This is a genomic window from Priestia sp. YIM B13552 (assembly GCF_042787775.1).
In the GTDB taxonomy this organism is placed as follows: Bacteria; Bacillota; Bacilli; order Bacillales; family Bacillaceae_H; genus Priestia; species Priestia megaterium_E.
In genome coordinates this window covers 859,697-871,925 of sequence record NZ_JBHZOU010000003.1, presented here as the reverse complement: position 1 = coordinate 871,925, position 12,229 = coordinate 859,697, and the positions used below count along the sequence as shown (strand labels likewise).

Below are 12,229 nucleotides of genomic sequence, written 5' to 3'. Positions count from 1 at the left end.
TCGACAAAATAAGTATGTATGTTTGTCCAAGGACATTAGGAGCATTTTTACGAGAAAATATACCTATAGTATTATGTGCTAGATTTGGTTTAGATTAGTAGGGAAAAAAATAACTTCTTTAAATCCTTAGACAACTACTAAATCACTTTTAGTTTACTAAAAAATTGTAAAACATTTAGAAATCAATTATAGTAATGAGCATTAATACATAAGCACATTATTATCTATCAACTGAAAGGGAGTAGGAGGTATTCATTAATGCGCACAAAATCTATAGATAGTATTGAAAAGGCAGCCCAAATCTTAAAATTATTGGGAGATAAAACAAGGCTTTCGATGGTGAAATTAATAGAGAACAATGAATGCTGTGTGTGTGAGTTCGTAGATATCTATCAAGCTAGCCAACCTTCAATTAGTCAGCATTTACGAAAATTAAGAGATGCTGAACTTGTGAAGGAAAGAAGAAAAGGGCAATGGGTTTTTTATTCTCTTAATAAAGAAAGTCGGTACTATGAGTTTGTTCTGGGCATACTTGAATCTGTACCAAGTCAGGACGAACGTTTAAAAGAGCTGGAAAAACAAGGACTACGTATTAGTTGTTGTGAATAATTGGAGGTTTAAAAAGTGGCATCAGTTGTACTAGCATCATTGATTTTTTTAGTAACATTAATTTTTGTTATTTGGCAGCCGAAAAATTTATCAATCGGCTGGTCGGCTTGCGGGGGAGCTATGCTTGCTTTACTGGCAGGCGTTGTTGATTTTCAAGACGTTCTTGAGGTAACCAGTATTGTGTGGAATGCGACTCTTACGTTTATTGCTATTATTATTATTTCTTTAATTTTAGATGAAATTGGTTTCTTTGAATGGGCAGCGCTTCATATGGCTAGAGCCGCAGGAGGGAATGGCGTGCGTATGTTTGTTTACGTGTCTCTTCTTGGAGCCGTTGTAGCAGCGCTATTTGCTAATGACGGAGCAGCGTTGATTTTAACACCCATTGTACTAGCCATGGTTCGGGCATTAAAGTTCGACGATAAAATGGTTTTTCCGTTTATTATCGCAAGTGGATTTATTGCAGATACAACGTCGCTGCCCCTTGTTGTTAGTAACTTAGTAAATATCGTATCAGCCGACTTCTTTGGTATTAGCTTTTCTGAATTTGCATCACGCATGATTGTTCCAGATTTGGTTTCTCTGTTTGCAAGTATTATGGTCTTATATCTGTATTTCCGCAAAAGGATTCCTAAGAAATACAATGTAGCAGATTTGCAGAAGCCAGTGGATGCCATCAAAGATGAAAAGATGTTTAGGTTATCCGGAATTGTCTTAGTTTTGTTAGTGCTAGGCTATTTAGTTGGAGAATTCTTTAGCGTCCCTGTTTCGATTATTGCAGGTATTATTGCTATTCTGTTTTTGATGATGGCCAAAAAAAGCCGAGCGGTTCATACAAAAAAAGTGTTACAGGGAGCTCCATGGGCGATTGTCTTTTTCTCTATCGGCATGTATGTTGTTGTATACGGCTTGCGTAATGCTGGTTTAACAGAAATTCTGGCTGATGTGATCCAAGCAACGGCTAGTCATGGACTGTTTGCAGCAACAATTGGTATGGGATTCACTGCCGCTATTCTTTCATCGGTTATGAACAATATGCCAACCGTTATGATTGATGCACTAGCAATCGATGCAACACACGCAGCTGGAACAATCAAGGAAGCGTTGATTTATGCAAACGTTATTGGATCGGATTTAGGTCCGAAAATTACCCCGATTGGTTCTTTAGCGACGCTTTTATGGCTTCATGTTCTTTCAACAAAAGGCGTGAAAATTTCATGGGGAACGTATTTTAAAACGGGTATTATCTTAACGATTCCGACATTGTTTATTACGCTTGTTGGTTTGTATGTTTGGTTATTGATTATTTCATAACACGTCCAGATTTGTTTTAGTCGATATGATAATGGCTGTTGCCAGAAAAATTCAGATATGTATCAAAGCTGTAGAAAATGATCTACAGCTTTTTTATTGAAAAGCTATAACGGACAGCGACACGTTTTTTAAATGAGGTAGGTATCTCTCATCTAAACTACTTTTCTCCTCATTCATACTCCAACAGCTCTTTCTATGATAAAATAATAAAACTGACTAAGTTTCACATGGAAATTTGAAATGTAAGGTGATTAAATACATGAAGTTAATTATTGCAGAAAAGCCGGATCAAGGATCGACTCTAGCTTCACAGTTTAAGCCGAAGCGTCACGACGGCTATTTAGAGATTCCACCGAATGAAGTATTTACAGACGGAGCGTATGTGACGTGGGCAGTGGGGCATTTATGTCAGCTTGTAAGTCCGGAAGATTATAAGCCGGAGTGGAAAAAGTGGTCAATTGACACGCTGCCGATGATTCCAGACCGCTTTCAATATGAAGTGACGCGCTCAAAAGCTAAGCAGTTTCAAGTGGTAAAAAAACTGCTTAAAAAGCCGACGGTCACAGAAATTATTCACGCGGGAGATGCGGGGCGTGAAGGAGAATTGATTGTTCGTAATATCATTCAGCTCTCAGGTGTGCATAAGCCGATGAAGCGATTGTGGATTTCTTCTTTAACGCCAAAGGCCATTTATGATGGGTTTCAACAGTTAAAAGACGAAAGCGATACGCGTAACCTTTATTATGAAGCATATACAAGAGCATGTGCGGATTGGGTCGTTGGGATGAATGCTTCACGGGTGTATAGCATTTTGTTAAAAAAGCACGGCATGTCAGATGTTTTTTCAGCGGGGCGCGTGCAGACGCCAACGCTTGCTTTGATCGTAAAGCGTGAAAAGGAAATTGATAACTTTAAATCAGAGCCTTTTTGGGAAGTGCTTGCTAAGTTTGATATTGAAGGAAAGAAGTATGAAGGCAAATGGCATCAAGACGGAGAGTCGCGTCTTAAAGAAAAAGAAATGGCGTATAAAATTGCTCAGTTTTGCGAAGGAAAAGACGCGGAAGTTCATGAACTCGTAACGGAGCGAAAAGAGTTCCAGCCGCCTTTATTATTTAACTTATCATCACTTCAAGCAACGGCGAATAAAGCGTTTAAGTTTTCTCCTAAAAAGACGCTTGATGTGCTGCAAGGGCTGTATCAGAAAGGAATTGTTTCTTATCCAAGATCAGACTCAAACTACGTAACAGAAGGAGAAGCCGAAACGTTTCCTGAGATTTTAGAAAAGCTGAGTGCTTTTTCTGAATACGAACATTTATTTCCGCTTCCTTACTCTTCAGTCCTGGGAAATAAACGCTATGTAAATGCAAAAAAAGTAAGCGATCACTATGCGATTATTCCAACGGAACAAGTGAAGGACCCTAGCAAACTGTCAGGAGACGAACAGAAAATTTACGACTTAGTCGTAAGACGTCTAATTGCGGCACACTATGAAAAAGCGATTTTCGACTATACAACGATTACCACACTCGTGGAAAAGCGGGCAGCTTTTATTTCAAAAGGAAAGCAGCAAATCCAAGAAGGCTGGCGTAAAGTAATTTTTCAAAACGAGAAAGACGACGACGTTATTCTTCCGAATGTTCAAGAAGGCGAAGAAGGAAAAGTTATTAAAGTAGACGTAAAAGAAGGTAAAACACAGCCTCCAAAACGCTACACAGAAGGTCAGTTGATTACACTGATGAAGACAGCTGGCAAGCATTTGGATAATGACGAGCTGGAGAAGATTTTAGCAAAATCAGAAGGGTTAGGGACTGAAGCTACGCGTGCGGGAATCATTACAATGCTTAAAGACCGTAAATATATTGATGTGAAAAAAAACCAAGTGTTTGCGACTGATAAAGGAAAGGTATTGATTGACGCGATTGGCGATAAAATTTTAGCTTCACCAGAAATGACGGCTAAGTGGGAGCAGCGTCTAGCTGAAATTGGAGAAGGAACAGCATCGGCTGCTGCTTTTATGGAACAAACAAAAAAGCTGTCAGCTAAAATTATCGAAGACGCTGTCGAAGCAGAAAGTAAGTGGAATTTCAGCGGATACGACACTGAATCCATTCAGCGAAAAGGCAAGGGCAAAGGTAAAAGCTTTTCTTCTAAATCGTTTGGTTCGTGTAAGCTTTGCGACGGAAAAGTAGTGGATAAAGGCTCATTTTACGGATGCTCAAACTATACAAAAACAAAATGCACGTTTACCGTATCGAAAAAGATTTTAGGTAAAACAGTTACGCAGGCTAATTTAAAAAAACTGTTGAGCGAAGGACAGACAGATTTGATTGAAGGTTTTAAAAAAGGCGATAAGATCTTTAACGCTAAGCTAGAATGGAAAGAAAACAAAGTGCAGTTTTTATTTGAAAAATAGAGGGATAAAAAGCGTTTGCTAAAGAGCAGGCGCTTTTTGCATGCAAAGAAACAGGATTTCTCCAGCTTTTCTAGAAGTTCTTACATAGCTTATTTATGCAAAGGATGAGATTGATGAAACGAACGAGTAAAGGGATGATTCCGTTTTGGGATTATATTGGCATTGAAGAAGCGCTGCTTGATAAAGGATATGCGGAGTTAAAAATCACGATTCAGCCGCAGCTTCTGCAAGGAAGAGGAACGGTTCATGGAGGCGTTATTGCTACGCTTATCGACGCGGCGGTTGGTTCAGCTGTGCGGTCTTCTCTTTCTGAAGAGGAAAGTGCCAGTACAGTTGAATTAAAAGTAAATTACACAAGGCCGGGTATAGGTGATTATTTAGTTGCTAAATCCACACTGTCTCATCGCGGCAAAACGCTGGCTGTTGGAGAAGTGAAAATTGAAGACAGCAGCGGCAAGCTTGTTGCGCTTGGCAGTGCAACATATATGATTTTTTCAGCAGAAAAAGCTTAGGATTCTAAGCTTTTTCTGCTGAATGCAGCTGCTGGCTAATGAATGAAATAATCGTTTCATAGTAAGCTTTGGGATGAGGAGCAAATTCACTTTTGTGTGCTGTACGGTGAATAGGCTCTTTTTTATTAGTTATCCCTTCAACGGTCAGTTCTGTTTGATTTCCAAGCCACAGTTCGCAAAAGTGAGAAAAAGGCGCTTTTACAAGTCCTGATACTTCTTCTTGCTGCAACGTAAACGCACTAAGAGGGTGAGAGCTGTAGTATAAAAATACATGTGTAAATTCTTTGTCAATATAGTGCGGCTGAGCTACTTCGTATTTAAACACATCTAAAGGAAGCAATTCATCAAATGAAATGTTTATGCCGAGCTCTTCGTGAATTTCTCTTACACCGTCCACAGCGGTTTCTGTATGAAGCAAATGTCCGGCAGCTGTGATGTCAAGTGCGCCGGGGTAATCTTGTTTTTGTTCGCTTCGAATTTGAAAATAAATATAGTCTGTATCATTTTCACGGCTGACAAACCAGCAGTGAAACGCTTCGTGCCAATAGCCTTTTTCGTGAACTTCTTTGCGAGACGCTGTTCCTATGCGCTCCTGTTGGTCGTTAAATACGGTTAGCACTTCATCGTTCATCATAAAACCCCCATTTGTTTCCTACTTCTTTCTACTCTAACCTGCCAGGAAAGGTATGTAAATAATGGAAGGTGAAAATCTGCTTTGATCCATATAAATATGCACAAAATAAAAAATACATCAATTTTAGTAAAGAAGGTGCATGCGTTGAATCATTGGATGGAAGTAGTACTTCGTTCAGTGCTGATTTTACTTGGCTTGTTTTTTATTACAAAGCTGTTGGGGAAAAAACAGTTATCCAAACTTTCTTTTTTTGAATATATCGTTGGTATTACAATTGGAGATATTGCAGGAACAATTTCAATGGATGTAGATTTACAGGCGAGTCACGGGGTAGTCGCGATTTTAGTGTGGGCATCGTTTCTTATTTTTGTATCAAACGTATCGTTAAAAAGCATAAGCTTTCGAAAAGCGGTGGAAGGGACGACAACAATCCTCATTAAAGAAGGAAAAATTCTTGAGGAAAATGTAAAAAAAGAAAAATATACAGTAGATGAGCTCATGGAGCAGCTTCGTAAAAAAGACATCTTTTATGTGAAAGACGTAGCTTTTGCGATGCTTGAAACCAACGGCGAATTAAGCGTGCTGTTAAAAAAAGAAAAGCAAAACGTTACGAGAGAAGATCTATTAATAAAAGGAGAGGCGACACGATTACCCCAAACGATTATCATGGACGGAAATATAATGAAAGAAGCCGTTCATGAGCTAGGGTATAGCGTAGCATGGGTTAAAGAACAGCTCAAAAAGAAAGGTGCTGCAGTCGATAAGGTATTTTTAGGTCAAGCAGACTCAGCAGGTCATTTGTATCTTGATTATTATGAAGACTGAGGATGGGACAAAAGCATTTTCCCCTAAGTGAAAAACGAACCACTAATCAACATGTTTGATTAGTGGTTCGTTCCTTCTAGCAGTCCAGCTCATTTATGCCTCATTTATTCGCCTTTAGGTTGGATTCGTTTAGTTATGTCTCAACCTTAGCGAGGATCTACTTCTTGCCCAGATTTTATGTCGATTACTTTAAGGTTATTTTGAGGTGCTTTAATATCTTTACTTGCAGGCGCTGCTTTTTTATTTTCCACCCAGTCTACTAACAAATCAAAAGATTGATGGGCATATGGAAGCAGAGGCTGAAGCTCTTGATTTGGATCCGTTTGTTTATTCCATACTAAGCTGTCAACGTGATTGCCGTTTTTAACGGTATAGAGACGATGAAGATTTGCTTTGCCAGCTTTTTTAACAAGTTTTTCATAGCCTTCCGCGTGAATAGACGGGAAGATAAGTGAATCGAGAGAGCCGGCCATACTGATAAGAGGTACATCGATATCGCCTGTATTTTCTACTTTTGCTACATTTTCTTTTACGCTTTTTGGACGGGTTTGATAGCGATAATTTTCAAAGATATAATCCCATGAGCGATCACGTAGACCTGCTGAAGTAAAGTTTAAATAGTTGTGCCAGTTTGTTCTTCCTGGAGCAGTTGGATCAAAGTGATCACGGTAAATGTTTAATGTGACCGCCCAGTACACTTGATCATGATAATTCCACAATTTTTCAGATCCTTTTGGAAGACCTGCTTTATACATTTGTTTCATGGCTTTTTTCTGTTCTTTTCCCGTTCCGTACAGCGCTTCTTCTGCGTTGTTGACAACAGGTGTTAGTGAGCTAATTAAATTTGGCGCTTTTGAACTCCATAATACGCCTTCCCAATCGACGCCTCCATCAAATAAACGAGGCTCTTTTGTTTGTTTTGGATCATCGTTTTCAAGTGCGTATCTGACAACGTATCCACCGTTTGAAATGCCAATTGCATACGTTGGTACTTTATGATTGTTTCGAATCAAATCGCTTGCAGGATTTTTTCGGTTAGACGGGTTGATTAGCCTGTCTGAATAATGAGTAGTTAAGTATTGCTGGGCAGCTTTTGTCAATTGACGATAGCGCATATTCCATTCTGCTACGCTGTCATCGTCGTTAGCGAGTGCATTTTTTACTTTAGCAAAAGGATCGTTAGGGTCACTTTCTCCTTGCGTTCCTTTATCGGTGGCTGCAAATGCATAGCCTTTTTTAAGAACGTAATCGCTGAATAATAAATCGGTGGACGTTTCGTTGCGCGTGGCAGGAATGCCGGCTACCACAAGTTTTCCGTTCCAGTTATCAGGAACACGGATGACGAACTGAGCGTCTTCAAAAATGCCATTTACTTGCGTTCCGTTGACCTCAGCTGGCTGATTGATTCGATACCAGCCCGATCCATCTTCAGGTTTTCCCCAGTTATAAGGAGTAAGCCCAATATTGCCATAGAGCGTGGCCTGCTGATATTGAGCGGGGTTTTTAGTCGTCAGCCAATTCCCGTTCGCTCCGTCAAAATAGGTTTCTGCCGACTGATCAGCATTTGGGATTACATCTGTGTTGTTAGAAGCTTTAGCAAGAGATCCTGAAGCTGAAAAACAAAGAGCAGCAGAAAAAGTAAGCGCTATCATTTTTCGTTTCACATTTCTTCCTCCTCATAAAAATACTCATACCTTTTAAGTAAATTCCATAAAAAAGAAAAATGTCCTGTTTTAAAATTAGTTTGGAGGAAAGTTTTTTCATTTGTTTCTAAGCTGTTTTTGTCTAACAAACAGGTAAAGTGCATCCAATTCTCTAGTTTCTTTTTAGGCTGCTTATATTATAATGAAACAAGGATTAAAAAAGACAGGGTAAAACAATCGATTAAATAAGTATAAAAGATATGAAGAACGTTTCTATAAAACGTTTATCTTAGAGGGCAAGGGAGTAGGTCTATGAACAGCTTTAACAGCCAGTTTTTGTATTCTGTTACAATCATTCTATTAGGATACATACTAAAACGAACAAACCTCCTTCAGCAAAAAGACGGGGAAGCTTTAGCCAGAATTATTTTTAATATTACAATGCCTTGCTTGATTATTGTCACATTCAGCAGCATTAAAATTGATGGATCGCTTATTTTACTATTAGTTATTGGAATTGTCTATGGCTTATTGTTAGCTGCGGTAGGAATTTTTGTTTTTCGAAAAGATGAAAGAAAAGTGAAGGGCATGCTGACCATGATGATTCCAGGTTTTAATATTGGAATGTTTGCTTATCCACTAGTAGAAGGCATCTGGGGAAAAGAAGGGCTTAAATATTTTGGTATGTTTGATGTCGGAAATGCCTTTGTTATTTTTGTTTTATGCTATGTAATTGGCAGCTACTACTCTGGGGATGATATTGACATTGAATTTAAAAAGATTTTATATAAAGTATTAAAATCAATGCCGCTTCTTACCTATGTAATCATTTGTCTTCTTGCGATTATAGGCATTCATTTACCATCATACGTATTAGACGTTTCAGACATTATCTCGAAAGCGAATATGCCGCTTTCTCTTTTGCTTTTAGGCGTATACTTAAATTTTTCATTCCAAAAAAGCTATTTGAAAAAAATTATCATGTTTTTAAGCATCCGCTACGTGATTGGACTCGGCGTAGGAATTGCGCTGTTTTTCTTACTTCCGTTTGAAGATATGTTTCGGTATACAATCTTAGTTTGCTTCATTCTACCGGTAGCGGGGTCAGTTTTACCTTACGCAGTAGAATTCAAATACGATCAAAAATTTGTCGGCACCGTGTCAAATATGACCATTTTGCTAAGCTTTTTGCTGCTGTGGGGAATGACAAACATTTTAATGTAAATAACTGAGGACGCTCGCACTTGTGAGCGTCCTTTTTGATGAAAAAAGGATATTCCCAAATAAACAGAGGTAAGCTAGGAGAAGAGAAAATCCATCATACATACAACCTGACGGGAGGAAAAAAAGTGGAGTCCTTAACTTTTGTTTTATTTGGCGCAACGGGTGATTTAGCAAAAAGAAAAATCTTTCCTGCTCTTTATAATTTATTTACAGACAAAAAGCTCCCTGATGCTATTTCTATTATTGGATCGGGGTACGAGCAGATGTCTCATGAGGATTTTAAAGAGCGCGTAAAGCAATCTGTAAACGATTTTTCGAGACGGAAAATGGAAAGTAATGAGGAAGATTTTTTGTCTCTGTTTCATTATCAAGCAGTAGATGCAAGCAAAACAGAAGATTACAAACAGCTATTAAAGGTTGTGAATGAGCAAGAAACAACTCATGGAAGTAAAGGAAATCGTTTGTTTTATTTGTCCGTAGCACCCGAATATTTCGATGTAATTGCTTTGCATATAAAAAAAAGCGGCTTAGATCAAACTGGAGGCTGGAAGCGTCTAATGATTGAAAAGCCGTTTGGACATGATCTTGTTTCAGCAAGAGAGCTTAATGAGAAGCTAAGCAGCACGTTTAAAGAAGAAGAAATTTATCGAATTGATCATTATTTAGGTAAACCGATGGTGCAAAATTTAGAAGCGCTTGAATTTACGAACCCTGTGCTGCAATCATTGTGGAATAACAAACACATTGCGAACGTACAAATTACGGCAAGTGAAACAGTCGGTGTTGAAAATCGTGCAGGGTATTATGATCATACGGGGGCCATACGCGACATGATTCAAAATCATATGCTACAGGTTCTCATGATGACAGCTATGCATCTTCCAAAACGAATTTGCTCAGAAAACATTTTAGAAGAAAAGCAAAAAGTAATGGAGTCACTGAGGAAAATTCAAGCGAAAGAAGTAGCTCGCGATGTTGTACGAGGGCAATACGGAAGCGGAGAAATCAATCACAAATCTGTTAGAGGATACAAAGAAGAGCCTGGCGTAGAAGCAGACTCTAAAAATGATACATTCGTGGCAGCACGTTTATGGATTGATAATCCATTTTGGAAAGGTGTTCCTTTTTATATTCGAACGGGCAAACGAATGAAAGAAAAATCAACTCGCATCGTCGTAGAATTTAAAGATTCTTTAAAAGGTCTGTATGAAACTCCTTATGACAAAGTAGCACCAAACTTATTTATTATTGAAATTAGTCCAAGCGAAAACGTCGCTTTGCAGCTTAACAGCAAAAATCCATTAAAAAATGGTGTTATTGAGCCGGTTCGTATTACGTTTTCAAGAGAAGAAGAAAGTGTGCCAGAAGCATACGAACGAATTATTTACGACGCATTAATCGGGGACTCCACATTTTTTGCCCATTGGAAAGAAGTAGAGCTATCTTGGCAATGGGTGCAGCCTGTATTAGATGCATTTGAAGCTGACATGCTGCCGCTTTATGAATATCCATCCGGCTCACAAGGTCCTGAAGAAGCACAAAAATTAGTTGCACAAGAAGGCTTTAAATGGTGGCTCGATGACGATGAACATGGGGAAGCACCCGGAGTGTTTTTGCCGATTTAATAAAGACATCTCTTTTAGGGGGTGTCTTTTTCATACTTTGTATATTCTGAATTTTCTTGAGGCTCTTATGTTCCCTGCGTATAATCAAAAGAGTAGATGCATGAAGTATTGTGTAGAGATTAATATAAAAAGACGCAGGGGGATTTTTGATGAAAACGTTAAAAATAGCGAACATACCAGGAGATGGAGTAGGAAAAGAAGTTGTGCCGGAGGCGGTGAGGGTCCTTCATACGATTGCAGATCTTCACGGGGGATTTAAATTTGAATTTACAGAATTTCCTTGGAGCTGTGATTATTATTTGAAGTACGGACAGATGATGCCGGAAGATGGGCTAAAGCAGCTTCAACATTTTGACGGAATTTTTTTAGGGGCCGTAGGAAATTTAAATCTTGTGCCAGATCACGTGTCGCTATGGGGGCTGCTCATTAAGATTCGTCGAGAATTTCAGCAGGTAATTAATATTCGTCCAGCCAAGAGGTTAAAAGGCATCGCATCTCCACTAACGAACCCAAAAGATTTTGATTTAATTGTTGTTCGTGAAAATAGTGAAGGAGAATACAGTGAAGTAGGAGGCCGGATTTATCAAGGAGAAGATCAAATTTCTATTCAAAATGCGGTTTTTTCTCGAAAAGGAACAGAACGAGCGATGCGCTACGCATTTGAATTAGCTTCTAAAAGAAAAGCGAAAGTTACAAGCGCAACGAAGTCAAATGGAATTGTTCATTCCATGCCGTTTTGGGACGAAGTGTTTCAAGATGTTGCAAAGAGTTATCCTCATATTGAAACAGACTCACAGCACATCGATGCGCTGGCGGCTTTTTTCGTTACAAATCCAAGTCGTTTTGATGTAATTGTGGCAAGTAATTTATTTGGAGATATTTTAACAGATATCGGAGCTGCTATTATGGGAAGTATTGGCGTTGCTCCTGCTGCAAATATTAATGTGAACGGAAAATATCCTTCGATGTTTGAACCGGTGCACGGGTCTGCTCCTGATATTGTCGGAAAAGGCATTGCAAACCCAATCGGACAGATTTGGACGGCTAAAATGATGTTGGATCATTTCGGTGAACAAGAATTAGGCAGTCATTTGTTAGAGGTTATTGAACAAGTGACGGAATCGGGCATCATTACACCAGATGTGGGAGGCAGCGCAACTACTAGTGAAGTAACGGATCAAATTATTTCTCATTTAAAGAAGTGAAGGTTCTAAAAGAGGCTAGGACAAAAGAATATTAGACGAAGTGAAAAACGAACCATTGATCAAAGTGTTTGATTCATGGTTTGTTTTTTTGTGGTAAACGTAGGTTTCATGTGTGTAGATCTTTCTAGCGGTTGATTGGAGGGCAAGGCGAAGACTCCTGCGGGGAAATTGAAGTCTTGCCCGGAAATCAAAATCGATAAATACATGTTGACACTTACATATATG

10 protein-coding genes are annotated in these 12,229 nt (G+C 38.9%); 8 read left to right on the top strand and 2 right to left on the bottom strand.

Features of this window, described 5'->3' with window-relative positions:
• The first annotated feature begins 258 nt into the window (after positions 1–258).
• The 4 genes from ACFX40_RS16575 (at position 259) to ACFX40_RS16560 (ending at position 4,848) form a co-directional block, all read left to right on the top strand.
• Positions 259–609: an ArsR/SmtB family transcription factor gene (locus ACFX40_RS16575; RefSeq protein WP_098525172.1), complete on the top strand. Its 351-nt coding sequence runs from the start codon at positions 259–261 to the stop codon at positions 607–609.
• 15 nt (positions 610–624) lie between these two features.
• Positions 625–1,923: an arsenic transporter gene (locus ACFX40_RS16570; protein ID WP_221840407.1), complete on the top strand. Its 1,299-nt coding sequence runs from the start codon at positions 625–627 to the stop codon at positions 1,921–1,923.
• A 259-nt stretch (positions 1,924–2,182) separates the two neighbouring features.
• Positions 2,183–4,336 carry a DNA topoisomerase III gene (locus tag ACFX40_RS16565; RefSeq protein WP_098331589.1) on the top strand — a complete coding sequence of 718 codons (2,154 nt, stop codon included), beginning with the start codon at positions 2,183–2,185 and terminating at the stop codon, positions 4,334–4,336.
• Positions 4,337–4,449: 113 nt separating this feature from the next.
• Positions 4,450–4,848 carry a PaaI family thioesterase gene (locus ACFX40_RS16560; RefSeq protein WP_028408829.1) on the top strand — a complete coding sequence of 133 codons (399 nt, stop codon included), beginning with the start codon at positions 4,450–4,452 and terminating at the stop codon, positions 4,846–4,848.
• Between the two features lie 4 nt (positions 4,849–4,852).
• Here ACFX40_RS16560 and ACFX40_RS16555 read toward each other — a convergent pair whose 3' ends face one another.
• Positions 4,853–5,482: an NUDIX hydrolase gene (locus ACFX40_RS16555; RefSeq protein WP_098333319.1), complete on the bottom strand. Its 630-nt coding sequence runs from the start codon at positions 5,480–5,482 to the stop codon at positions 4,853–4,855.
• 135 nt (positions 5,483–5,617) lie between these two features.
• Here ACFX40_RS16555 and ACFX40_RS16550 point away from each other — a divergent pair, with 135 nt between their 5' ends.
• The gene (locus ACFX40_RS16550) at positions 5,618–6,307 is read left to right on the top strand and encodes a DUF421 domain-containing protein (RefSeq protein ID WP_251626292.1); all 690 of its coding nucleotides are present in this window, start codon (positions 5,618–5,620) and stop codon (positions 6,305–6,307) included.
• A gap of 146 nt (positions 6,308–6,453) precedes the next feature.
• Here the strand turns inward: ACFX40_RS16550 and ACFX40_RS16545 are convergent, their stop codons facing one another.
• Positions 6,454–7,971, bottom strand: coding sequence for an alpha/beta hydrolase (locus tag ACFX40_RS16545; protein ID WP_377255614.1), 1,518 nt, complete (start codon positions 7,969–7,971; stop codon positions 6,454–6,456).
• Positions 7,972–8,262: 291 nt separating this feature from the next.
• Between ACFX40_RS16545 and ACFX40_RS16540 the strand changes: the two genes are divergently transcribed.
• The 3 genes from ACFX40_RS16540 to ACFX40_RS16530 all read left to right on the top strand — a co-directional run bounded on the left by ACFX40_RS16540 (position 8,263) and on the right by ACFX40_RS16530 (position 12,004).
• On the top strand, positions 8,263–9,174 hold the full coding sequence (locus ACFX40_RS16540) for an AEC family transporter (RefSeq protein ID WP_377255611.1): 912 nt from the start codon (positions 8,263–8,265) through the stop codon (positions 9,172–9,174).
• A 125-nt stretch (positions 9,175–9,299) separates the two neighbouring features.
• A complete protein-coding gene (gene zwf, locus ACFX40_RS16535) occupies positions 9,300–10,799 on the top strand; it encodes a glucose-6-phosphate dehydrogenase (RefSeq protein ID WP_176524094.1) in 1,500 nt (499 codons plus the stop codon).
• Positions 10,800–10,948: 149 nt separating this feature from the next.
• A complete protein-coding gene (locus ACFX40_RS16530) occupies positions 10,949–12,004 on the top strand; it encodes a tartrate dehydrogenase (RefSeq protein ID WP_028408825.1) in 1,056 nt (351 codons plus the stop codon).
• The last annotated feature ends 225 nt before the right edge of the window (positions 12,005–12,229 follow it).